The sequence below is a fragment of the Streptomyces sp. NPDC102274 genome (genome assembly GCF_044766385.1).
Taxonomy (GTDB): Bacteria; Actinomycetota; Actinomycetes; order Streptomycetales; family Streptomycetaceae; genus Streptomyces.
In genome coordinates this window covers 59,992-83,512 of record NZ_JBIWLW010000010.1, presented here as the reverse complement: position 1 = coordinate 83,512, position 23,521 = coordinate 59,992, and the positions used below count along the sequence as shown (strand labels likewise).

Below are 23,521 nucleotides of genomic sequence, written 5' to 3'. Positions count from 1 at the left end.
AGGGACGGTGATCAGCGCTCGCCCTTCAGGGCGGGGTCGCCGCAGGCGGTGCCGAGCGAGCCGAAGCCGAACGCCGTGATGTGCGACGTCTGGGCACAGACCTTGGAGGTGGTGCCGACGAACGCGCCGACGATGTTGGCGTCGGCGGTGGAACCGGTGATCTTGGCGGTCGGGACGACGTTGTAGACGTCACGGTTGTAGGGGAAGTTCACGTTCAGCGAGCCGTTCGTGTTGCGCGGCGCCACGGTCTCCACCTTGCCGAGCACGGTAACGCCATGACGGTCCGTCACTACACCGTTGGTCTGGGCGATGTACTGCGCCACGGAGTACGGGGCGATGTCGCCCTCGCTGTCCAGCGCGTTGCCGTTGTGCTCCTGGACGGTGCCGTCGACGCAGGTGCCGACCTGAGCCTCGGTGATGCCGATCTTCTCCAGGAAGAAGGTCCGCGTACCCGAGCCCGACTGCGGCAGCAGCGGGGTCAGGGCGACGTCGTTGTGCGTCGTCTTGTCGCAGGTGTAGATGTCACGCAGCTCGTCGGTGCTCAGGTCCAGGTCGCTGTTGAGGCCACTGTCCGAGCGGACCGCGACGGTCACCGCGTCCTTGGCGAACGGAATCCAGCTCAGCTTGGTGGTCGTTCTGTCGGCCGGGCCCCGGGAGGAACGGGCGAAGTCGATGCAGCCGGTGTTGTTGAGGATCGCGTTGCGCAGGGCGTCGATGCCGGCCGACGAACCGTTGGGCCGGTTGATGGAGCAGCCGCTGGCGCGGGTCTGGATGGTGGGGGTACCCGTCGCGTTGTAGGACGCGATGAGCTGACCGTCCGGCTGGCCATCGGTGTCCGTGATGACAGCGCCGAGGCGGTTGAGAACATCCTGCGTGGTGTCGGAGCCTACGCCGGTGAGCTGACGGTACTCACCGACCGCCGGGTCGGCGGAGGCTGCGGGGGCCAGCAGGCCCACACCGAGCGCGGCAGCACCGACGACGGCGCCCAGGCGAACACGGGACTTGACGTTCACTTCTGTTCTCCTCCGTGAATACGGATTTCGAGGAATGGACTGTCAAGAAGAATCCGGATTTCGTTCCGTCGGCCCGTCGGCCGACGCCGTGAACATTTCCGCATATGCACAGTCCGAGACCACCAACTCCGCCGGATGAAAAGGTTACGGGGGCATTTCCTAGGGGACACCTGGAGAACTCACCCATGGTTATGGAGAATTCCCGGAGGGCGGTGAGCAGCTCCGGGTCATCTCCTGGGCCGGACGGTTCTTTCTTTCTTATGTCACCCGGGACCGCCCGCCGCCGTCGCTGCCCTGCGCGCGGAGAGCCGCAGCAGTACGGGACCGGCCAGCGCGGCCACACCGCCGACGATCAGGACGCCGAGCAGCACCCAGCGGACAATGCCCAGCACCTCGCCGGGGGTAAGCCCGCCGGAGGCGAGTTCACTCTTCGCCGCCGGGCCGGAAGTGCCCGCCCCCGCGCCCGGCGAGGCGGATGTCCCGGGGGTTCCGGCCCCCTCGCCACCCGTGGCTCCGCCGGCCCCGGCGGCTCCTGCGGCCCCGGCCCCGGCCCCGGCTGCGTCACCACCACCGCCGCCGTCACCAACGCCGTCGGACCCGCCGCCCGACACACCGCCGGCCGACCCGCCACCGGCCGATGAGGTCGCGGGGGGTTCGGCGACCTTGCCGCGTACCAACTGGTCCGCGGCGGAGAGCGCCTGGGCGCGCAGGGCCTTGGGCAAGGGCGCGTATCCGGGCGGCAGCTCACCGGGCGCCAGGCCCTGGGTCTGTCCGTCGCCCGCCGCGTACCGGATGAGCCGCGCGTAGTCCTGACGCGCGGCCGCGGGCTGGTCGACCGGGGCCATGGCGTAGGCGACCGCCGTCAGCGGATACGCGCCGCTCTTCGCGGTGGCGGGGCTCGGCGCCTTCACTCCCTTGACGGCCGAGTCGGGCATACGGGCGACGGCCTTCAGCATCGAATCAACGGTCGGCTGTACATAGACACCGTCGGCGTTCGGGAGCGAGGCGATGTCGAGTTCGTAGCGGGAGGCGGACGCCGCGTCGACGACGCTGTACGCCTGACGGCTCCCGGGGTTGCTGTCCGAGGTCACCAGCTTGATGCCCTGCGGGAGGTTCTGGTCGAGCGTGGCGATGAACGTGGCTCCGGTGGCACCTCGCCGGACGCGCAGCGCGCCGTCGTGCATGTCGTTGGAGTACGGGGACTTCTCCAGCTGGCCGTACGTGATGGAGCGGTCGATGCCGGCGGCGTCGCGCATTGTCATGACCGTCTCGGTCGTGTCGGCCTTCGGGAAGTCGAGTGGTGCGTCCTTGTCCAGGCCCAGCGCCTGGTAGAAGGGGTTCACCTTCATCCCCCACGGATCCGGCTTGCCCCGCAGGAAGTCCCGCGCCTCCGCGTTCGACTGGAGATAGCGCCAGAGCAGGCTGTTGACATCCGAATTACCGGCCTGGAGGAGTATTCCGCCCGGACCGAGCTGGGGCGATGTCGGACGGTCGAAGTAGGGATTCAGTTTCATGAATTCCGGGTCGACGACAATGGATTGCGCGTTTCCCTTCAGATGATCCGGGACCGGAGTGTGAAAGCCGATCTGCCGGACGTCATAGGGGTAGGAGCCGGTCACCAGTTTGGCGAGCAGCCGGGCGCTGAGTTTCAGGTCGCGCACCTGGCCCGCCCTCGGGTCCTCCCAGAAGAAGCCGACCGTGAGCGCGCTGACCGCGACCGGCGCGTACACCACGTCCGTCGCTTCCTCGATGGGGGCCACGGTGATGCCCATCCCGGGCGAGGTCGCCGTGGGGTTCCCGATGAGGCGACGCGCGTAGTCCTCGGCGGCCTGGCTGTAGGTGAACCGCGCGTCGGCGCCCGCGCACAGCGTGGCCTGCCAGGAGGTGATGGCGTCGGTCAGCAGCTCGGAACCGATGACGCGTCGCTCGGCCTTGTCCGCCGGGCAGGTGTTGCCGACCGCCCCGAACTCCATGGGGAAGACGAGTCGTTGGTCCCAGTTGGACTGGCTGAGCGGGGAGGTGCGCACACCGTCGCCGGCGTTGACGGTGCCGTCCGGGTCATGCTCGCCACGGGGGACGACGACCAGCCAGCATTTCCGGGGCTTCCCCGCTCCGGCCGTGCTGCCGACGTCGCCGCAGCCCAAATAGGGGGCCTCGATCGCCGACTTCACCTCGAAGACGGCCTCGCCGGTGCCGTCGGTCCGTGTCCTCAGCCACGGCTGGGCGTTGGTGTCGTTGTTGCTGAAGTAGGTGGCGTCGGCGGGCGAGTCCGTCGGATCGCCCTGCAGCGGCTGGAACGGAACGAACGGGTTGTCGTCGCCGCCGTCCGCGTACTCCTTCTCCAGCGGGTCCAGACCCTTCGGCAGGGTGCGCTGGCTCATCCAGTGGGTGCCACCGTTGTTTCCCCCGAACTCGCACTGCTCCCGGTCCGGGCCCGCCGTGTCATCTCCCCAGCACTGCATGATCTGGAGGAAGTTCCGGTAACCGCTCGCTGCCGGTACTTCGGGACCCTCCCAGGTCACATTGACCCCCTGGGCCCGCAGGTTCTTCGTCTGGTGGACGGTCACCTTGAGGCCGGAGAAGTCGTCGTGCGGTCCCTTCTTGCCGGTCAGCGTCATCGCGGAGTCCTCCGCCGCCGCCGTACCGCTCCCCTGCTCCGCGGCCTGTGCCCGGTCCGTGCCCGGGGGCAGCGGTACGAGCGCGACGACCAGGGCGGCGAAGAGCGCCCCGACGCCGACCCTCACACGCCGGGAGATCCGGGATCCGCCGAAGCGCGCGCCGAACTGACGGGTGCTCATATCGATCCCTCCCTGCGGCGGGCCCGTGCGGCGAGCGCGCGTGCGGTGAGCGGCGGGCCGACGACGACACCGACGAGAAGCAGGGCGGAGAGCGCCATCAGCGCGCCGCGCAGGCCCGTCGCCTCGTTGGAGGCGAGGGTGACCGGATTGCCGACCACCGAGGAGTCACCGCCGCCGGCTCCGTCCCCGCTGATCAGCTCGCCCGTATCGGGGTCGAGGACACCGCCGGACGCGCCGGACGCGGCTGCCGACTCCGCGGAGCCGGGGGCGCCTCCGGTGGAGCCGCCCGTACCGCCGGTGGCCGCGGATCCGCCGGTACCCGCGGAGGCGCCGCCCGTACCGCCGGATCCGCCCGTACTTCCCGAACCGCTGCTGCCCGAACCGCCGTTGGAGCCCTGGGCCGACGGCTTCACCGGGGTCGTCTGGTCCTTGGCACCCGCCGTGCCGGTGGCGCACTGGGTCGGGCCCTTCTTGTCGCAGTCCTTCGGCCGCGGCGCGTTCTTGGCGAGGGTGTTGGTCCCGTCCGAGGAGAAGGTGGGGTTACGGCAGGAGTTGATGTTGATCTTGTCCGTGGGCGCGCCCGGGATACGCCGTACCTGTTCGAAGCCCGCCTGGACGAGGTTCTTCGGCAGCGGGGAGTACCCCAGTTCCTCGGCGATCTGCTGGCCGTCGCAGAGGAAGTAGTTGGCGAAGGTGCCCAGCGAGAGGCCCTTCTCCTTGGTCATCGGGTTCTGCTCGCCGGTCAGCGAGGTGGGAATGATCATGTAGCTGTAGCTGGAGAGCGGATAGGCCCTGGAGTCTTTCGAGCCGTAGACGCCGTCCAGGATCTGGGTGAGATAGTTCGTGGAGTTCTTGTCCGGGTTGATCTGCGCGCCGAGCAGCCCCACGGCGACGCTGGACGCGGTGGGTTCGACATAGAACTGGGAGTCGTTGAGCATCTTCGCCACCGGGAAACCGGTCGAGATGGCATACGAGTACTCGACGTAGGTGATGGCGCCCTCGGCCTGGCCCTGCTTCACATAGCCGGAGACACCGAGCGATCCGGACTTGGCGATCGTGGAGGTGCCGGGCACCACCGGGAAGTACGAGGTGAGACCGCACGGGGTGGAGCGTCCGGCGCGGGCGCAGTAGTCGTTCCACGCCGCGGGGTGCTCCTTGGCCAGCCAAGTGGTGAGCTGCGCCGTCGTACCGGAGCCGTCGGAGCGTACGACCGGCACGATCCGGCGGGCGGGGAGCGTGAGACCCGGATTGTCGGCCCTGATCTCGGCCGCGTTCCACATGGTGATCTTGGAGGTGAAGATCTTGGCGAGGACCTCACCGGAGAGGCGCAGGTTGGTGACCCGCTTGCCGCCGATCTTCAGGTTGTACATGAAGGCCGTGCCGCCGGCCACGATCGGCATATAGGCGTAGCCGCGCTTGGGCGGGGCATCGGTGACGCCGCCCTCCTTGAGACCGTAAGGGATCTCGGAGACACCGAAGTCGACGGAGCCGTTCCTGAACTGCTCACGGCCGTTGGACGAGCCGGTCGCCGCGAAGTTGACGGTCATACCGAAGTTGGAGGCGACATTGCGGCGCCACTGGTCCAGGGCGTTGGAACTCCAGGTGGAGCCCGCACCGTTGATCTTCGGATAGGTAACCGCCCAGGCGGGCGGCGGGCCGACGGCGAGCAGCGCGCAGAGCAGCGCGGCCAGCCCCATGGCCAGTCGGGAGACGGTCGCGGGTCTCACGGGGTACTCCTGTTGGGCTTGACGGCGGGTACGGTCGGTGCGGGCGAGGTGACGGCGGCCGCTCGGCCTTGCGCGTCGGTGTCCGTACCCGTGCGGGTACGGATGTGTGTACGGCTCGCGAAGCGCTCGGCGTCGCGGCGCGAGGCGAGCACGCGGCGGTGCGTCTGACGGCGCGTCAACTTGCCCGGTGCGCGCCCGCCGATGAGCCGGGCGGCGACGAACAGCAGCAGCACCAGCGCCATCAGGGTCGCCGCGGTGCCGAACCCGCGGGCGATCATGGAGGGTTCGGGCGACTTGACGAACTCGAAGGTGGCGAGCGGCAGCGAGACCTGAGGTCCGTTGAACGGATCGGCGTTCATCTCCGCGGTGAAGCCCGCGGTCAGCAGCACCGGGGAGGTCTCGCCCACCCCGCGCGCGGTGCCGAGGATCACCGAAGTGGTCAGCCCGGAGCGGGCGGTGGGCAGCACCACATGCCAGGCAGTGCGCCAGCGCGAGGTGCCCAGCGCGTACGACGCCTCGCGCAGCTGGCCGGGCACCAGCCGGATCACCACATCGGAGGCCCGGATGATGATCGGCAGCATCATCACAGCGAGCGCCAGGGACGCGGCGAGGCCCGACTTCCCGATACCCAGGGCGAGAATCGCGGTCGCGTAGATGAACAGGCCGGCCACGATGGACGGCACCGCCGTCATGGCCTCGACGATGGTACGGACGAACCGCGCGAACCGGCCGGGCACCTCATTGAGGAAGACCGCGCAGACCAGACCGGTGGGGACGCTGAGGACCAGCGCGATGAGGATCTGTTCCAGGGTGCCGACGATCGCGTGCAGGATGCCGCCGGCGCTCAGCGGGTCGAGAGGGCCCGCGAGGGTCATGTCCTCGGTGAAGAAGTTCAGATGGGGCAGCGCCTTGCGGCCCTCCCACAGTGTGTAGACAATCACGAACGCCAGGGCGACGACCATGACCAGACCCACCGTGCGTACGACGACCCCGGCGAGCCGGTCCCGGACGGTGGGCCCGTCCTCGTCGAAGGAGACCAGCAGCGCGTAGAGCGCGAGGAAGAGCGCGTATCCGACGACCAGGAAGCCGATGACCCCGTTGAACGGCAGCAGCCACAGGAAGAGCAGCGCCGTCAGACTGACGGCCGCGGCGCCGGAGCCGAGCAGCGCGTAGGTGTCCGTGGCGCGCCTCAGTGCCAGGGAGCGCCGCCGCTCCCCGGCCGGCTCCACGGGCCGCGGCCGGCTCGCGGGCAGGACGGTACGCCGTTCCTCCACGACGGACGGCGGCGACTCGGGTGCGAGGGTCATGACGGGCGGGTCCCCTTAGGACAGGGTCTAGGCATCGCTGGCCGCGCCGGAGCGGCTGCGCGCGACGATGGACGAGGCGACGAAGTTGACGATGAGGGTCATCACGAAGAGCGCGAGTCCGGCCGCCATGAGCGCGGACATCCCGAACGGGCTGGCCTCCCCGTACCGCAGCGCGATGAGTGAGGAGACGGAACTCGTGCCGCTCTGGAGGACATGCGGCTGGATCACAAAGACCGGCGAGATGATCAGGTAGACGGCGATGGTCTCGCCCAGGGCGCGGCCGAGTCCGAGCATGGTGCCGCCGATCATGCCGCCCTTGCCGAACGGCAGGACGACACTGCGGATCATCCCCCAGCGGGTGGCGCCGAGCGCGTAGGCCCCCTCACGCTCACCGGCCGGCGCCTGGGTGAAGACCTCGCGCATCACCGAGCAGATGATCGGCGCGACCATCAGCGCCACCACGATGCCCGCGATGAAGGTCGAGGAGGTGTAGACGGTCTCGGTGGCGAGCGGATCGCTCGGATCGGCTCCGACGACGCCCAGTGGCGGGAACCAGCCGAAGTAGGTGGCGATCCAGCGGGCGGTGGGAAGTACGGCGCCCTCGAAGAAGAAGAGCCCCCACAGTCCGTAGACGACACTCGGCACGGCCGCCATCAGGTCGACCACACTGATCAGCGTGGAGCGCATCCCGGGCGGCGCGTACTCGGAGATGTAGAGCGCCCCGCACACCGCCAGCGGCACCGCCACCACGATCGCCACCAGCGCGATCAGTACGGTGCCGACGATGACGGCGGCGATACCGAAGCGGCCCGCGTCCGGTTCCCAGGCCGCGGTGGTGAGGAACGACCACCCGGACCGTTCGAGCGCCTGCCACGCGCGGTACAGCAGAAAGCCGCCCACCAGCAGCATCACGGCGAGCACGAGCCCGCCGCCGCCGCGGGCCACGCCCCGGAAGATCCGGTCGGGCAGCCCGGGGTCGACGTAGAGCCCACGCGGCTCTTCGGCGGCGGCCGGTCCCTCGGTCGCGAGCCCAACGGATGGGTGGGAGGCGACGGTTCGCTCCCCTGTTCGTCTCAGCACACCCTTGACGCTCACGGGGCGCGGTTGACACGCAGGCACCTTCATATGAACGAGGCACCTCTTAGAGGCAACTTCCGGTGACGAACGTGTGCGGTTACCGTGCGGAGATCCCGAATGCCCGGACCTTCCGCAACCTCCCGCGCTTCCGCGTCCGCAGCCGCGTCCGGAGCGTCAACTCCCGCTCCACGGCACCTCGCCGCTCTCCCCCAGCTCCCGCAGCAGCTCACGGAAGCGGGTGTAAGCCACCCGGCAGGTCGAGTACCGCTCGTAGGAGCGGGCGGAGACGATGGTTTGGCGTCCGGTGGCGTCCCGGACGATCCACATCCAGCCGTTGGCCTCCACTGTGTGCTGGACCCCTCCGGTCAGGGCCGCGTGCCGCCGGCACACCTCCTCGAACGCGGCCCGGCACCGCTCGTACGAGGTGAAGGCGAGCGCCGAGACGGCGACCACCCGCCCGTTCTGTGCCACTACCCGCCATCGGTAGCGGCCGTCCGCGTCGATGTCGGTCTGACAGCGCAGCCCTGCGGCGCTCCGTAATCTTCCACTCTCATCGGCCGATCTCATGTCCCCACGCCCCCACCCCTGCCGCTCGTCCCTGTCGGACCGCACATACGGCCCGTGGAGCGGCAGGTGAAACCTATTGAGACGATCGTGACGGGCGGGATCCAAACGACTACCTGCCGAGAGGATTCGTCTGGAAGTTGCCCCTAGGCCACCGGCACGTGGCCGGGGGCGCGTGAGCCGACGGCGGACAGGCGCGACGCCCGGCGCCATGTGTCCGGCGCCGGGCGTCACGCTCTCAGATCGTCCGATGGGTCGTCCGGTGAGTCGTCCGGTGGGTCGTCCAGCCGGTCGTCCGGTGGGTCGTCCGGTGGGTTACGGGACTATCCGCAGGAGCTTGTTGGGCGAGCCGGTGCCGGGGTTGGCCACGACTCCGTTGGTGGCGCCGTTCACCAGGGCCGTGGAGACCTGGGCCGGAGTCGCGGTGGGGTGTCCCGCGAGGTAGATGGCGGCAGCGCCGGCGACATGCGGTGTGGCCATCGAGGTGCCGGAGATGCTGCTGGTGGCCGTGTCGGAGGTGTTCCAGGCGCTGGTGATGGCGCTGCCCGGAGCGAAGAGGTCCACGCGCGCGCCGTAGTTGGAGTAGCTGGCGCGGGCGTCGGTGCTGGTCGTCGCGCCGACGGTGATCGCGTCCGCGACACGGGCCGGCGAGTAGTTCTGGGCGTTCGCTCCGAAATTACCGGCGGCGATCGCGTAGGTCACACCGCTGTTGATGGAGTTCTGCACAGCGGTGTCGATCGCGGCGTTGGCGCCGCCGCCGAGCGACATGTTCGCCACCGACGGGCCGCTGTGGTTGTTGGTGACCCAGTCGATGCCGGCCACGACCTGGGCCGTGGTGCCCGAGCCCGCGTTGTTGAGCACGCGCACGGCGACGACCTTGGCCTTCTTGGCCACGCCGTACACCGTGCCCGCGGCGTTGGCGGCCACGTGGGTGCCGTGGCCGTTGCCGTCCTGCGCCGTGTTGTCATTGTCGACGGCGTCGTAACCGTTCGAGGCCCGGCCGGCGAGGTCCTGGTGGGTGATGCGGACGCCGGTGTCGATGACATATACGGTCGTGCCCTCACCGGCGGTGTCCGGGTAGGTGTAGCTGTTGTTCAGCGGCAGCGCCGCCTGGTCGATCCGGTCCAGGCCCCAGGACGGCGGGTTGGTCTGGGTGGCGAACGTGTGCACCTCGCGGTCCTGGAAGACCTTGTCGACGGCCGGGTCGGCGGCGAGTCTGCGCGCCTGCGTGGGCGTGAGCTCGGCCGCGTAGCCGTTGAGGGCCGCCGTGTACGTCCGCTTCACGGTCCCGCCGTACTCGGACACCACGCTCCGGCCCGCGGCCGAGGCGGACTTGAGACCGGCGGTCTCCTTGAGCGTGACGATGTAGCTGCCTTGCACCGCGTCCTTGGCATCGGCGCCGACGACCGTACCCGCGGCGGGAGCCGCCTGGGCGGGAACGGCGAGGGCGGTCATGGCCGCAGCCGCCGCTGCCGCCGTGATCGCCGCGGCGATCCGTGTCTGGGTGGTACGCAACACTGCCATCGTGAGGGATCCTCCTCATCGGGTGCGCTGGGGTGCGTGCGCAATGTGGGGGCACATACGGGATGTATGCGTAGGGAGCGGACCGCGTGGTTCCTGGGGCCGCCCCCTAAAGACCTTCGCTGAGACGGCGTCAGTCGACAAGAGCCCTGACGGGATGTCATAGCCATGACACGGCCACGCAACAACCCCGTAGCGACCGCCCCGGGGCTCGACGCCACGTCGAGTTGACCATCGCGACCGCCGGAGTCCCGGCGCACGTTGCCGCCCAGGACGCGTGACACCCCCTTTGCCCGCCCTATGCGCACTCTTGACCCGATCATGCCAAAGCCTCACGATGACCCCAGGCACGTACCGCGCCCACACCCCCCACAACTCCCCATCCAGGAGACTTCATGCGGCTCCGAATACGCGGAAGCGGCGGCACCAGTCGCAGACGGACAGCCACCCTGGCCGTCGCACTGACCCTGACCCTCGGCGTCACGGCCACGGCCACGGCCACCAGCGCCGATTCCATCCCCTCAGCGGCCGCGGCCAGGGCCACGGCCACGGACGAGGACATCCAGCAGTACGAGATCGTCATGCACGCCACGTCCGCGACGCGCACCGCGCTCGCCAGGACCGGTGTGACGATCGACGCGTCCGACAGCGAGAGCGTGATCGTCTCCGCCGACCCCGCGCAGGTGAGGAAGCTCCGCTCGCTCGGCTACGCGCCGACGCCGCTGGGCGCCGCCCCGGACCGCACCCTGAACGGCGCCGTCACCCCGTTCGACTTCCCCTCGGCCGACTCGAATTACCACAACTACGCCGAGATGACGAGCGAGATCAACTCCGTCATCTCCGCGAACCCGGGCATCGCGAGCCAACGGGTCATCGGCACCACGTACCAGGGCCGGAACATCACGGCCATCAAGATCAGCGACAACGCCGGCACCGACGAGAACGAGCCCGAGGTCCTCTTCACCCACCATCAGCACGCGCGCGAGCATCTCACCGTCGAGATGGCGCTGTATCTGCTGAAGGAACTGACCGCCGGCTACGGCAGCGACTCACGCATCACCAACATCGTCGACAACCGTGAGATCTGGATCATCCCGGACCTCAACCCGGACGGCGGCGAGTACGACATCGCCACCGGCTCCTACCGCAGCTGGCGCAAGAACCGGCAGCCCAACTCGGGCTCCACCGCGGTCGGTACGGACCTCAACCGCAACTGGGCCTACCGCTGGGGCTGCTGCGGCGGCTCCTCCGGCAGCCCCTCGTCGGACACCTACCGTGGCAGTGCCGCCGAGTTCTCGCCCGAGGTGAAGGTCGTGGCGAACTTCGTACGCGGCCGGGTCGTCGGCGGTACGCAGCAGATCAAGGCCGCGATCGACTTCCACACCTACAGCGAGCTGGTGCTCTGGCCGTTCGGCTACACCACGGCCGACACCACCACCGGAATGACCGCGGACGACCGCAACGCCTTCGCCGCCATCGGTCAGAAGATGGCCGCCAGCAACGGCTACACGCCCGAGCAGTCCAGCGACCTCTACATCACGGACGGCTCGATCGACGACTGGCTGTGGGGCACGCACAAGATCTTCGGGTACACCTTCGAGATGTATCCGTCCTCGGGCGGCGGCGGCTTCTACCCGCCCGACGAGGTGATCAACCGCGAGACGAGCCGGAACCGCGACGCCGTGCTCCAACTGCTGGAGAACGCGGACTGCATGTACCGGTCCATCGGCAAGGAAGCCCAGTACTGCTGACCGGTCGTCCGCTGACCGGGCCGTGCCGACCGGGCCATGCCGACCTTTTCATGAGGGGCGTCTCCGTCTCCGACGGGGACGCCCCCGCAGCGCGACGGCCACCGGCCGAGCGGTGGGAGCGATGACAGCTCGTCGGGCTACCGGGGTCGGCCGATCCGGGACCAGGCCCGTTGGAGGGACCGGTAGTCGATCACGGCGATCCCCTCCTCTCGGAGGAGTTCACGGGCCTCCGGCGAGGTCAGGAACGCGTAGTCGGACCGCCGCACCCGCCAGCCGTCGGGCTCGATCGCCCGCGATTCGGCGGTGCCCAGGCCGGGATGCACGGCCCACTCGCTCAGTCCGGCCGGCAGCGCGCGCAGCAGTTCGGCGTACCGTCCCCGCTTTCCCTCGACGCCGAGGCTGAAGCTGTCCAGGAAGGGGTGGTCGGTGACGGGCAGGCCCCGCGGTCGTAGCTTCCGGCGCCCCGGTTCGAGCCAGACCCGTACGGCCAGACCGTACTCCCCGGCCAGCGCCACGGTCAGATCGAAGATGTCGTCACGTCCGCCGTCCGCCAGACAGTGCCAGTCGAGATGGGTCGGGCGCGGCCCGGCGCCGGTCGCCGCGTCGATCTGAGCGCGGAACTCGGTCTCGACCTCCTCGATCCGGGCTCGCGCGAGGAGTTCGGGGATCCGCGGCTGCGTGAACAGTTCCCCGCTCTCGTCGAGCAGGGAGGGCACACGCTCCCTCGCGCTCAGCGGCCCCCATCGGTAGTGGGCGGTGTCGCAGACCAGCGTGAGATGGATCCCGAACGGGATCTCGGGCCTCCGGCGCAGCAGCCCGATGGCCTCCGGCGCTCCGGGACACGGCACCATCAGGCTGCACGAAGCGGCGATGCCGTTCTCGATCGACGCGATGACGGCGGCGTTGATGGCGTGGCTCATCCCGAAGTCGTCGTTGTTCACGATGAGCACGCGGGCATCGGCGGGGAAGCCGAGCAGTTCACTGGAGAGACCCGGGGGCGCGACGGATCCGGACTCGGTGACGGCTTCATCCATGCCCTCAGTGTGAACACGCGACGCGGGATTGTCCGCTCATTTAATCCACCCCGTCGTTGCCGGCCGCGGCCTCGATCTTCCTGCGGCCGGGCCCCCGGCCGGGACGTGCCGTACATCCGGTGGGTCCGCACGTTCTCCGCCACGCACGGGCAAGTACCTGCGGGCGGAGGCCCGGTGCTGGAACGCTGGATGAATGAACGAGAGCGCGAGGACACTGGGGCCGGGCCGACGGTGGTGTGTGCTGCCCGACGACAAGGGCTGGCTGCGCGATCTGCGGACCGTCGGGGACCGGCTGCTCGATCATCTGGCGGCCGCCGCCGCCCTGGACGACGATCCGTGGGAACTCCCCGCGGCCCCCTACGCGGAGGCCTCGACCGCGTGCGACCGCGTCGTCTCCATGCTCCCGGCACGCGCGGGCGGCGGTCTCGATCCGCTGCTCTCCCCCACGGGAACGCCACAGCCGACCGTGCACGCCTTCGTGGTGGAGTGCGGTGACCTGGACGCGCTGTGGGAGGTGCTCACCCGACTGCACCGCGCCCTCGACGAGGAACCGGGCACCGAAGGGCTCCTGGACCTCGTCGGGCAGGCCGGTGCCGAGTGGGGCGACCCGCCGCGCTCACCGCGATGTCTGGTTTCACAGCTGGAACGCGTGCTGGCGGTACTGGAGTTGGACACCTTCGCGGTGCGTACACTGGCGGTCGTCATGACCGACGTGGAGGCGGGGACGGCGCGGACGCTGGACGAGACGGGACAGACCGCCTACGAGACCGTCACGGCCACCTGGTCCACCACGCTCCAGCCCTGAACGCATACTCCAGCTCTGCACGCGACGGTGGCGCGAAGGGGCCGTCATCACGTGGCCGGTCCCTCCGGACGGCCTCCGCCGGGTCTCTACGACGGCAGATGGCCCTGGAGCGCGCGCACGAGCCCGCTCCTGGCGTCGTCGGCCAGACCCCGGTCGTACGCCCTCTCGTAGGCGGGGTCGCCCGCCGCCTCGCGTGCCCGCCGTTCCCACTCCGCGCGGAGCGCGCCGAGTTCGGGGGTGCCGCGATGAGGATGGCCGATCATGCGCCAGTACGCGTGTCCCGTGCCGTACGTGCGCGCCGCCTCCACGCCGTCGCCCTGGACCGCGATCGCTCCGGCGAGCAGATCGAGACCGAGAGCGATCCCGAGGCTGTCGTGCAGCTCGTACTTGCCCGCGAGCATCGCGCGCGCGTGGCTCTCGGCATCGCGCGGACGGCCCTGCAGGAGGTGTATGAAGGCGAGTTGGTGATCGGCGTACGCGCGCGCCCAGCGCTCGCCGTACCGCAGACTGAGCCGTTGCAGCCCGGCGGCCTCTTCGCGCGCGTCGTCGAGGCGGCCGAGCGCGGTGAGCGCGAAAAGCCGTATCACCCGGCAGCGCAGCTGCGACGGGGCGTCGAGCGGGTCGCCCGGCAGACTGCGCAGCGCTTGGTCGCAGACGGTGTGCGCGGCCAGGGGACGGCCCATCATCAGGCAGTTGAAGCCGACGACATGGGCCGCGGAGAGCAGGGATTCCGGATCGTTGTCGTGCCAGGCGGAGACGCTGCACTCCTCACCGACCCGGCGGGCGGCTTCATGGTCGCCCTGAAGCGCGAGGGTGATGCCGAGGGCCCAGAGGGCGCGGGTACGGTGCCGTCCTCCGCCTGGGTGGAGGCGCAGGGCGCGTTCCAGACTGCTGCGCGCCTGGTGGAGATGGCCGCAGCAGCTCCAGAAGAGTCCGGTGCGGCCCGCCATCTCCACACCCTGTTCGGGGTCGTGTTCGAGGAGATGGTCGATGGCCACGCACAGATCGGCGTGGGTGTCGGCGATGCGCCGGTACCAGGCGACCTGCTCCGGGCCGAGCCAGCCGTCGTGGGCCCGGCGTGCGAGGTCGGCGAAGTGGGCGGCGTGCCGGCCGGCGAGGAGCTTCTCCTCGCCCAGTTCGCCCAGCCACATGGCACCGTATTCGCGGATCGTGTCCAGCATGCGGCAACGGCCGCCGTCGCCGCCCTCCTGGCGCAGGACGGATTTGGCGACGAGTCCGGCCAGGGCCGTGCTGACCGCGTCGGGAGTCAGAGGGCCGCCCGCACACACGGCCCGCGCGTCGGGCGCCGCGATGTCACCGCGGAAGACCGAGAGCCTGGCCCACAGCAGACGCTCCAGAGGCGCGCACAGCTCATGGCTCCACCCGATCGCCGTACGCAGCGCACGATGGCGGCGGGGCCAGACCGTGTCATCGGTCAGCACATCCAGCCGCGTGGTCAGCAGGTCCGCGACGTATTCGACGGAGTGATCCGCCAGCCGGGCGCAGGCCAGTTCGACGGCCAGGGGGATGCCTTCGAGGCGGTGACAGATCCGGACCGCGGCCGCCGCCGTACACGGGTCGTCCAGGGACACCTGGGGCGCGGTATGGGCCGCCCGGTCGCGGAAGAGCCGTAGCGCCTGGTCATCGCCCTCCAGGGGCAGCGGCCGTACATCGAGGCAGTGCTCACCCCTCGCCCCGAGCGGCTGCCGGCTCGTGGCGAGAACGGTCAGCCCCGGCGCGGCGGTCAGCAACTCCCCTACCAGATGGCCGACTTCGGTCACCGTCCGTTCGCAGCAGTCGAGCACCAGCAGCAACCGTCGTCCCGCCAGCCACTCGCACAACGCCTCCACCGGCGACCGCAGCGAATGATCCGACAGCCCGACGGCATCGCACACCGTCCCCAGCAACAGCTTCTCGTCGTACAACGGCGACAGATCCGCCCACCACACACCATCCGGGAACCGGCCGCCCGCCCTCTCGGCAGCACGCAGCGCCAGTCGGCTCTTGCCCACTCCACCACTGCCCGTGAGAGTGATCAACTGGTGCTCCGCGAGAGCCCGTTCGATCCAGCCCAGCTCGCTGTTTCGGCCAACGAAACTGGTCGTCACGACGGGAAGGTTGCCCACCACGGCTATATCCTGGACCTGTTGCGGTACCTGGCCTACACCCCTGGTCGGAAACGGCCAGAATCGGCCGGGACTGGGCCCAGAACATTCAGCCAACCACGCGTTCCGCCACGAGTGGGCAATTCAGGTGATCCAATGGGCACCGCGTCGGTGCCGGCAGCAGTGTGGTCGAGGTCAGCGGTACGGGTACGGGTACGGTCGGCGGCGTCGGCCGCGCAGCGCCCGATGCCGATCCGGAAGCGGTCGGCGGGCGTGGCGGTGAACTCGGAGCGGTAGATGCTCGCGGGCAACAGCGGGACACCGGCTTCCTCGACGAGCGTCGTGCGGAACTCCTCGACTCCGTCGGCACCCCACTACCAGAGGATAGGCCACGGAGCCGCCGTCCGGTGCCCGCCAGAAGAAAAGCTCCTCGAACTCGGCGAAGAAACTCTCGAAGACCGGAAGACCGGCGCGTGGTCCTCGGCCCCCGGCATGGCGTGCGTGACCGCTATGGGCCTGTCCTCGACCTCCTGTCGCGGGGTCCCGTGTCCGGCGGAGAAGGTGCCGCGTTCGCCCCGGCCCGCGTGCGAGGTGGCGCCCGCCCCCGCAGGCTGGGGGCAGACGGAGAGCCGGGGAGACGAACGAGGTGCCGCATGGGACAGCCACTCGGCCGGCGGGCGCTGCTGGTGGGAACGGGCGGACTGCTGTGGGGAGCGGCAGGGTGCTCGGGTCCCCCGTCCGCACCCGTATCCGCTTCCGGACCCGCTTCCGGGTCCGTCTCAGGGTCCCGTTCGCCCTCGCCGGCCTCCTCGTTGCCGGCGACCACACCGTGGCGGCCCGACCGGGACGATGTGGACCCCGCCGTGAAACTGCGTGCCGTACAGGTCGTGGAGGCGATCGGCGCCTGGGCCCCCGGCCAGGGCGGTGCGGCGGCGGCGAAGAAGCGGGTGGCCGCCCTCGGTGTGTCGCCGTCACTGGTGGACCAGGCGGGGGCACTGCTGCCCGGCGCGCCCGAGGCCGCCCTCCAGGTCATCGACGCACAGTACGGCGGGATCCTGGCGGACTCGGCCAGCGTGCTGGTGGTGTGCCGCCGGTGGACGCCGGGGCACGCGGGCGGCACGACCGTCGACGTACGGCTGAGCCGGGCGCGGCCACGCTGGGACGTGACCGCGCTCCACCCGGCGCGGCCGGGCGCCGCCGCCGCTTCGCTGCCGGACGCCGCGCGGCGGGTACTGGCCGAGTCGCGGATCCGGCTGCCTCCCGCCGCCGAGGCGGACATCCGCAGCGGGAAGGTGCGTCCGAGCGTGTTGCAGGCCCTGTTGAGGCTGGCCGGTACGTACCGGATGTACGTCAGCGTGGTGCGCTCCGGGCATCCGCTGGACGTGTTCGGCACCAGCCGGCCCAGTGACCATCCGCGCGGCCGGGCGTTCGACGTCTGGCAGATCGACGGACACAAGGTCGTCGATCCGGCCACCTCGCGCCGGCTGGTCGAGTCGTTCATGCGGGACGCGGCGGCGGCCGGCTCGTACAACGTCGGCGGACCGGTCCAGCTCTCCGGGGGCGGGCCCGGTCAGTTCTTCTCCGACAACACCCATCACGACCATGTGCACGCCGGGTTCAGGACCTGACGCCGTCGCACGCCCGCCGGTATCGCCGGGCGCCCGCGCTCATGGGCGCCGGCGCTCAGGGGAAGGGGAGCGTGCGGGCGAACAGGGTGACGACGATCAGCACGACCGGGAAGCACACCAGGAACATGGCGAAGGTGTAGCCCATGATGTCGCGTGCCTTGAGTCCGAGGATCGTCAGCGTGGGCAGCATCCAGAACGGCTGGAGCAGGTTGGCGCTCGCCTCGCCGAGGTCGTACACCACGACCACCCAGCCCTGGTTCACATGGAGTTGGTTGGCCGCGTCCAGGACGTAGGGCGCCTCGATGACCCACTTGCTGCCGCCGCTGGGGACGAAGACGCCGAGCACACAGCTGTAGATGGCGATGAAGGCCGGGTAGAAGATCTCGTTCGACACCGACACCAGCCAGCCGGCGATGGTCTTGCTCAGTCCGGTGAAGGCGATCATCCCGAAGATCCCGCCGTACAGCGGGAATTGGAGCAGTACGCCCGAAGCCGCCGGCGTCCCCTCCTTGACCGCCTGCGCGAGCCGCACCGGGCGCCAGTGCAGGATGAGCGCCAGCAGGATGAGGATGAGGTTGACGGTGTTCAGGTCCAGGGCGTTGAGCGCGCCGCCCTCCGCGCGGGCGAAGTGCCGTGCCAGGTACCACACTCCGAGCGCGAACAGCAGGATCGCGAAGACGGGGCTGTACTCGATCCACTCCCCCGGCCTGCCGCGGCGCAGCTCCGCACGCTCGTTCGCCACGCTGGGACCCAGCTCGACGCCCATCTGTCCGGCGGTCTTCGCGCGCTCCGGCGACGGCGACAGGAACCAGGCCGTACCGACGGCGACGACGAACACGATCGCCGTGGCCACCATGCCCTGCCAGAGGAAGATGGTGTCCGTGAGGGGGATGAGACCGCTGCCGCGCCCCTCCTCGATGACCTTCTGCACGGCGGGCGGGCTCGACACGTCGCTGGCCACCTGGAGCGCCGCGGACCCGGACAGGCCCTGGGCCCATACGGTGCCGAGACCGAGGAAGGCCATCGCGCCCAGCGCCCGGTAGTCGACGCCCGAGACCCTGCGGGCGATCTCCTGGGCGAGGATCGCCGTGAAGATCAGGCTGAAGGCCCAGTTCAGATAGGACGTCACCATCGCGACGGCCGCGGTGTACGCGATGGCTCCCCGGGGCGTACGGGGCACCCGCACGAGCCAGCCTATCAGCCGGCCGACCGGTGGTGAGACCGCGACCGCGTACCCGGCGATAATGATCATCGCCATCTGGAGCGTGAAGGTGATCAGGGACCAGAAGCCCTGGCCCCACGCGTCCACCAGTCCGTACCCGGTCGTCGCCGCGGGATCCGACGGGACGCCGAACAGGTCCTCGCCGGTCACGAGGCCGAGCGCGAAGACCGCGAACGTGCCCACCAGCACGAAGCCCAGCGCGTCGGGCAACCATCTCTCGGAGAACGCGGTGAAGCGCAGCGCCATGCGCGCCGGCCAGGGCTCCCTGCCGGTCTGTGGGGCCGGCTCCCGCGGGGGCGCTGTGGTCATCGTGTGTCCTCCTGTCGGGCGTCCTGTGGCTGCCGCGGTCCCGGGAAACCCAGGGCCATGGCGCCAGGGGTCCAGAGGTCCGCGCGTCCAGGTGTGCTGTGCCGAGGATCTTGGGCCGCTCCTGGCCGCAAGACAAGGGAGGCGATCCACATAGCGTGCGGCCACATCATGTGGCCGCACGACTTCCGAAGGTCCATGAAGGAACTGCCCCACTGATGAACACAGAACGAACGCACATCGAGGTGTGCGTTCGCACCATGGCGTGTGCGAAAGGGGGTATGGGTGTCGCCAACCGTCTTGACCTGACCCTGCGGTCGGTGCAGGGCTCCGACACGGGCGCCGAGGACGCGGGGACCCATCCGAACGGCCCGGGGACCCTCCGGGCCCTCCGGGAGGCCGGCGTCCGGACTCATCTGGCCTGACGCGATGTTTCCGCCGGGCGTCGCGGCGTGGGGTGAGGCGCCGCTCGGCCAGGTCCTGTCCGGATCGGCGATTGACGGCACCCGTCGTAACATTTACCGTTGCGACTGGAGGGGATGCGCACGGCATGGGAGGTGACGGGAGGTCACGAACGAGTGAGCGCGAACAGCAGGCTGACGATCGCGGCCCATGCGCTGACCTGGATAGAACTCCACCGGCGCCAAGGGCACGAGATCGCGACCTCGGAGCAGATCGCGGGAAGCGTGAACACCAACCCCGTGGTCATCCGGCGCCTGCTCGGAGAGCTGCGCGAGGCCGGGATCGTCGAATCGCGGCGCGGCGCGGGAGCGGGCTGGAATCTGACACGCGGACTCGAAGCCATCACCCTGCTGGACGTCTACGACGCCGTGGAGCCCAGCCCCCTGTTCGCCATGCACCGCGCCGAACCCAACCTGGACTGTCCGGTGGGCTTCGGGATCCGGCCGACGATGCAGAGCGTGTACGACGGAGTCGATGTCGTCCTGCGCGGCGAACTGGCCCGCACGACGCTGGCCGACGTCCTCCAGAACGTGCTGGCCGTCCGCTAGGACAGGCGCTTCCGGCGCGTCGCATCGCGGATGTACGCACACGTCGCTCTTCACCCTCTTTAATGCAACAAATCTCATTACCTCAGGGACGGATGTCATGGGACAGCTGGAGAACAAGGTGACCCTCGTGACCGGCGGCTCGACGGGCATCGGGTTCGCCATCGCACGCCGGTTCGCCGAGGAAGGCGCCACCGTCTATCTGACCGGACGGCGCAAGCCCGAACTGGACGCCGCGGTCGAAGCCATCGGGGAGCGGGCCGTCGGCTTGCGGAGCGATGTGTCGAACCTGCGGGATCTCGACACCCTCTTCGAGACGATCGAGACCCGCAGCGGACGGCTGGACGTCGTCGTCGCCAACGCGGGCGGCGGCGGATTCGCACGGCTCGGGAAGATCACCGAGGAGCACTACACCTCCACCTTCGACATCAACGTCAAGGGGCTGATCTTCACCGTGCAGAAGGCCCTGCCGCTGCTGCCCGACGGCGCGTCCGTGATCGTGCTCTCCTCCACCAACGCCTCGCTCGGTATCGAGGCGATGAGCGTCTACAGCGCCACCAAGGCCGCCATCCGCAACCTCGCCCGCTCCTGGGCCGCGGAGCTCGCCGGCCGCCGGATCCGGGTCAACGCCATCTCCCCGGGGCCGATCGAGACCCCCGGCATCGAGGGCCTGGCGGGCGACAACGCCCAGGCCCGGCAGAAGCTCAAGGACACTTTCACGGCCCAGATCCCGCTGGGCCGGATCGGCCGCCCGGACGAGGTCGCCGCCATGGCCCTCTTCCTCGCCTCGGACCAGAGCTCCTTCACCACCGGCGCGGAACTCTTCGTCGACGGCGGCCTCGCCCAGATCTGACCGTCCCGCCCCCGCTCGGACGGCGCGGGGAGAGGAGACATGGTGTGACAGCCCTTAGGGCGTGTGAGGGGCCAGAAGGTCGTCCAGACCTATGCGGGTGAGGAATTCGGCGCGGATCCGGTCGGCGACCTCGCTGACTTCTTCGGAACCGTCGTTCGCGGGGTCGACATGGACCCGGAAGGGACGGCTGCCGTGCGGCGCGTCGACCACCTCGACGATGGCGTCGGCCACCTGGGACACATCCGTGCCCGCCGGGGCGAGCGCGGCCAGGCGCTCGGAGACCTGGTCCATCAGGCCGGCGTAGCGGGCCTCGTAGGCGGGCACGACGGTCTGCTCGGAGGGATGGCCCCCGGTGGCGAAGTGGTTGGTGCCCGAGGTGAAGGAACCCGGCACGACGATGGAGGTCTCGATGTTGAAGCGGGCCAGTTCGGCGGCGTAGGAGACGGCGAGGGAGTCCATGGCCGCCTTCGCGGCGAAGTACGGCGCGAGATACGGCGGCGTGCCGCCGCGTGTGGACGTGGAGCCGATCCAGAGGACCAATCCGTGTCCCTGGGCGCGGAGATGGGGCAGCACCGCCCGGTTGACGCGCTGGGTTCCCAGCACATTCGTGTCGTAGACGGCCACCAGTTCCTCGGGGGTGAATGCCTCGGTGGGGCCGGTCACCATATGGCCGGCGTTGTGGATCACCACGTCGAGCGAACCGGCCTCCGCCAGAGTGGTGTTGACCGCGGCGTCGACGGACTCCTGGGAGAGCACGTCGAGTTCTACGGTGCGCAGGTCGACCCGTTGCTCGGCCGCGTATGCATGGGCGTCGGCGACCCGGCCCGCGTTGCGGCCGGTCGTGTCCCGCATCGCGGCATAAACGGTGTGGCCGGCCTGGGCAAGGGCGCGGGCGGCCAGCGCTCCGAAACCGGAACCGGCGCCCGTGATCACGATGGTCTTACCCATGACAGAACTCCTCAGCTGATGTGGTGCGGCCCGCGACTGATGTGCTGCGCAGAGGGGAGAGAAGAGAGGGGAAAGGGGAGAGGTAACGGGGCGGGACGGCGCGAGGCGCGTCAGACGATGCCGCCGTTGGCACGCAGCACCTGTCCGTTGACCCAGCGAGCGGGACCCGCGAGGAAGGCGACGACCTCGGCGATGTCCTCCGGGGTGCCCAGCCGTTCCAGCGGTGCCTGGCCGGCCATCTTCGCGATGGTCTGCTCGTCCTTGCCGTCCAGGAACAGGGCGGTGGCGGTCGGTCCGGGGGCCACGGCGTTGACGGTGATGTCCCGGCCGCGCAGCTCACGGGCGACGATCAGCGTGATGGCCTCGACCGCGCCCTTGGTGGCGGCGTAGCCACTGTAGCCGGGGAGTGCCAGCGCCAGGACGGAGCTGGAGAAGTTGATGATCGCCCCGCCGTCCCTGAGCCTGCGCGCGGCCTGCTGACCCACGACGAACGTCCCGCGGATGTTCGTGCGGTGCATACGGTCCAGGGCGTCCAGGTCGATCTCGGCCAGCGGCGCCAGCGTCATGACGCCCGCCGCGTGCACGACCACGTCGATCCCGCCGTACGCGTCCTCCGCCGCGTCGAAGAGCGCCGCTACGGCCGACTCGTCGGCCACGTCGGCGCGGAAGGCCATCGCCTGCCCACCGGCGGCGGTGATGGCTGCGACCGCCGCCTCGGCCTCGGTCTTGTTGCCCGCGTAGTTGAGGACGACGGCGATTCCGTCGGCGGCCAGCCGCTCGGCGCACTCGCGGCCGATGCCGCGGGACCCTCCCGTGATGATCGCTACTCGACGCGGTGAAGCGGTCTGCTCGGTCATGGCACTGCTCCTTGTCTCGACCTGGTAGCGCTGCTCGCAACCTGGCGAGAACAACGCTAACACAGTGGCGTTAGCGACTGCACCCCCCAACCCGTAGCGTCGCTACCTACACGTCGTCACGGACACCCCCTTTCGGGCTCCCAAGCCCCGAGGCGCCTACCACACCTCGCGGAGTGGTGCGTAAGTGTCGACCTATAGATATTGTCCGCCGTCGCATACAGGGCGCATCCCGCGCTCGCTCCGGGTACGGCCGTGAGTGGACGGCCATTCGCGTGACTGAGAAGTGATTGTGTGACCGGCCCGTTCAAACAGGGAATGCATGGGCTCCGGGCACCGACTGGGGTGCCCGTCCAGCGACCGGTCTGGCGCAGACCTGTGTGCATCCCAGACCGGGCGAAGGGAGCAACGAGAGATGATCGCTGTGCGACGCATAGCCGCTGCCACGATGCTGGCGGCGCTGGCCGGCATATCCGCGCCTTCCGCGTTCGCGGCGGCCGCGGCCACCGATGACGCGCCGTTCCTGAAGGCGATTCACCAGGGCAACCTGGCGGAGATCGCGGCCGGAGAGAGCGCACGCAAGGACGCCACGGCGGCTTGCGTGAAGACGGTCGGCGCCACACTGGTGCGCGACCATAGGAAGCTGGACGTGGGCGTCAAGGCGTTGGCGAGCAAACTGCACGTCAACCTGTCGACCGCGCCGTCCGCCGCGCAGGAGAAGTCGATGACGGCCTTGCAGTCCCAGGTGGGTACGAGCGCGTACAACACCACCTGGCTGACCACCGAGGCCAAGAGCCACGAGGAGACGCTGGCCCTGATCGACCGCGAAGTCACCACGGGAGGCAACGCCGAGGTCAGGGCGGCCGCACGGGCGGCGCGCCCCGTGGTGGCCAAGCACCTGGAACTGATCCGTGCCTGCGAGGCGCACATCACATCGTCTTGATCCCCGCGGAAACCGGCGGGGACAGACGGAGACCGGTGGCGGCCTCGGGGACTTGGCC

At 69.7% G+C, this 23,521-nt stretch carries 19 protein-coding genes; 7 read left to right on the top strand and 12 right to left on the bottom strand.

Going from position 1 to position 23,521, the window contains the following annotated elements; genetic code table 11:
* Window positions 1-11: 11 nt before the first annotated feature.
* From ACIRQP_RS16350 to ACIRQP_RS16320, 7 genes are all read right to left on the bottom strand, one after another.
* Window positions 12-1,013: a PstS family phosphate ABC transporter substrate-binding protein gene (locus tag ACIRQP_RS16350; protein WP_403889665.1), complete on the bottom strand. Its 1,002-nt coding sequence runs from the start codon at window positions 1,011-1,013 to the stop codon at window positions 12-14.
* A 263-nt stretch (window positions 1,014-1,276) separates the two neighbouring features.
* Complete coding sequence (locus ACIRQP_RS16345; RefSeq protein ID WP_403889662.1) at window positions 1,277-3,811, bottom strand: hypothetical protein; 2,535 nt, start codon at window positions 3,809-3,811, stop codon at window positions 1,277-1,279.
* Complete coding sequence (locus tag ACIRQP_RS16340) at window positions 3,808-5,538, bottom strand: phosphate ABC transporter substrate-binding protein PstS (protein ID WP_403889660.1); 1,731 nt, start codon at window positions 5,536-5,538, stop codon at window positions 3,808-3,810. Before ACIRQP_RS16340 ends, ACIRQP_RS16345 begins: the two co-directional genes overlap by 4 nt.
* The gene (gene pstA / locus ACIRQP_RS16335; protein WP_403889657.1) at window positions 5,535-6,845 is read right to left on the bottom strand and encodes a phosphate ABC transporter permease PstA; all 1,311 of its coding nucleotides are present in this window, start codon (window positions 6,843-6,845) and stop codon (window positions 5,535-5,537) included. The genes ACIRQP_RS16340 and pstA overlap by 4 nt, the downstream gene beginning before the upstream one ends.
* Window positions 6,846-6,872: 27 nt before the next feature.
* Window positions 6,873-7,925 carry a phosphate ABC transporter permease subunit PstC gene (gene pstC / locus ACIRQP_RS16330; protein WP_403889654.1) on the bottom strand — a complete coding sequence of 351 codons (1,053 nt, stop codon included), beginning with the start codon at window positions 7,923-7,925 and terminating at the stop codon, window positions 6,873-6,875.
* A 171-nt stretch (window positions 7,926-8,096) separates the two neighbouring features.
* Window positions 8,097-8,489 (bottom strand): hypothetical protein, encoded by a 393-nt coding sequence (locus ACIRQP_RS16325; protein WP_403889651.1) that lies wholly within the window; start codon window positions 8,487-8,489, stop codon window positions 8,097-8,099.
* A gap of 312 nt (window positions 8,490-8,801) precedes the next feature.
* Entirely contained in the window at window positions 8,802-10,010 is a 1,209-nt protein-coding gene (locus ACIRQP_RS16320; protein WP_403889649.1) for a S8 family peptidase, read from the bottom strand.
* 392 nt (window positions 10,011-10,402) lie between these two features.
* On the opposite strand from ACIRQP_RS16320, the gene ACIRQP_RS16315 reads away from it, so the two are divergent.
* Window positions 10,403-11,758: a M14 family metallopeptidase gene (locus tag ACIRQP_RS16315; protein WP_403889646.1), complete on the top strand. Its 1,356-nt coding sequence runs from the start codon at window positions 10,403-10,405 to the stop codon at window positions 11,756-11,758.
* Window positions 11,759-11,895: 137 nt separating this feature from the next.
* Here ACIRQP_RS16315 and ACIRQP_RS16310 read toward each other — a convergent pair whose 3' ends face one another.
* The gene (locus tag ACIRQP_RS16310; protein ID WP_403889643.1) at window positions 11,896-12,792 is read right to left on the bottom strand and encodes a polysaccharide deacetylase family protein; all 897 of its coding nucleotides are present in this window, start codon (window positions 12,790-12,792) and stop codon (window positions 11,896-11,898) included.
* A gap of 193 nt (window positions 12,793-12,985) precedes the next feature.
* Here ACIRQP_RS16310 and ACIRQP_RS16305 point away from each other — a divergent pair, with 193 nt between their 5' ends.
* Complete coding sequence (locus ACIRQP_RS16305) at window positions 12,986-13,597, top strand: hypothetical protein (RefSeq protein ID WP_403889640.1); 612 nt, start codon at window positions 12,986-12,988, stop codon at window positions 13,595-13,597.
* A gap of 86 nt (window positions 13,598-13,683) precedes the next feature.
* Here the strand turns inward: ACIRQP_RS16305 and ACIRQP_RS16300 are convergent, their stop codons facing one another.
* Window positions 13,684-15,723: an ATP-binding protein gene (locus ACIRQP_RS16300; protein ID WP_403890032.1), complete on the bottom strand. Its 2,040-nt coding sequence runs from the start codon at window positions 15,721-15,723 to the stop codon at window positions 13,684-13,686.
* 632 nt (window positions 15,724-16,355) lie between these two features.
* Between ACIRQP_RS16300 and ACIRQP_RS16295 the strand changes: the two genes are divergently transcribed.
* Window positions 16,356-17,330 carry a hypothetical protein gene (locus ACIRQP_RS16295; protein WP_403889637.1) on the top strand — a complete coding sequence of 325 codons (975 nt, stop codon included), beginning with the start codon at window positions 16,356-16,358 and terminating at the stop codon, window positions 17,328-17,330.
* Window positions 17,331-17,385: 55 nt separating this feature from the next.
* On the opposite strand, the gene ACIRQP_RS16290 is transcribed toward ACIRQP_RS16295, so the two are convergent.
* Entirely contained in the window at window positions 17,386-18,861 is a 1,476-nt protein-coding gene (locus ACIRQP_RS16290; RefSeq protein WP_403889634.1) for a short-chain fatty acid transporter, read from the bottom strand.
* A 215-nt stretch (window positions 18,862-19,076) separates the two neighbouring features.
* Here ACIRQP_RS16290 and ACIRQP_RS16285 point away from each other — a divergent pair, with 215 nt between their 5' ends.
* From ACIRQP_RS16285 to ACIRQP_RS16275, 3 genes are all read left to right on the top strand, one after another.
* Entirely contained in the window at window positions 19,077-19,283 is a 207-nt protein-coding gene (locus ACIRQP_RS16285; RefSeq protein ID WP_403889631.1) for a hypothetical protein, read from the top strand.
* Window positions 19,284-19,436: 153 nt separating this feature from the next.
* Window positions 19,437-19,868 (top strand): Rrf2 family transcriptional regulator, encoded by a 432-nt coding sequence (locus tag ACIRQP_RS16280; RefSeq protein ID WP_403889628.1) that lies wholly within the window; start codon window positions 19,437-19,439, stop codon window positions 19,866-19,868.
* Window positions 19,869-19,965: 97 nt separating this feature from the next.
* A complete protein-coding gene (locus ACIRQP_RS16275; RefSeq protein ID WP_403889625.1) occupies window positions 19,966-20,718 on the top strand; it encodes an SDR family NAD(P)-dependent oxidoreductase in 753 nt (250 codons plus the stop codon).
* 54 nt (window positions 20,719-20,772) lie between these two features.
* Here the strand turns inward: ACIRQP_RS16275 and ACIRQP_RS16270 are convergent, their stop codons facing one another.
* Both ACIRQP_RS16270 and ACIRQP_RS16265 read right to left on the bottom strand, forming a co-directional pair.
* Entirely contained in the window at window positions 20,773-21,666 is an 894-nt protein-coding gene (locus ACIRQP_RS16270) for an SDR family NAD(P)-dependent oxidoreductase (RefSeq protein WP_403889623.1), read from the bottom strand.
* Between the two features lie 110 nt (window positions 21,667-21,776).
* Entirely contained in the window at window positions 21,777-22,523 is a 747-nt protein-coding gene (locus ACIRQP_RS16265; RefSeq protein ID WP_403889620.1) for an SDR family oxidoreductase, read from the bottom strand.
* A gap of 412 nt (window positions 22,524-22,935) precedes the next feature.
* On the opposite strand from ACIRQP_RS16265, the gene ACIRQP_RS16260 reads away from it, so the two are divergent.
* Window positions 22,936-23,463 carry a DUF4142 domain-containing protein gene (locus ACIRQP_RS16260; protein WP_403889617.1) on the top strand — a complete coding sequence of 176 codons (528 nt, stop codon included), beginning with the start codon at window positions 22,936-22,938 and terminating at the stop codon, window positions 23,461-23,463.
* Window positions 23,464-23,521: the final 58 nt, after the last annotated feature.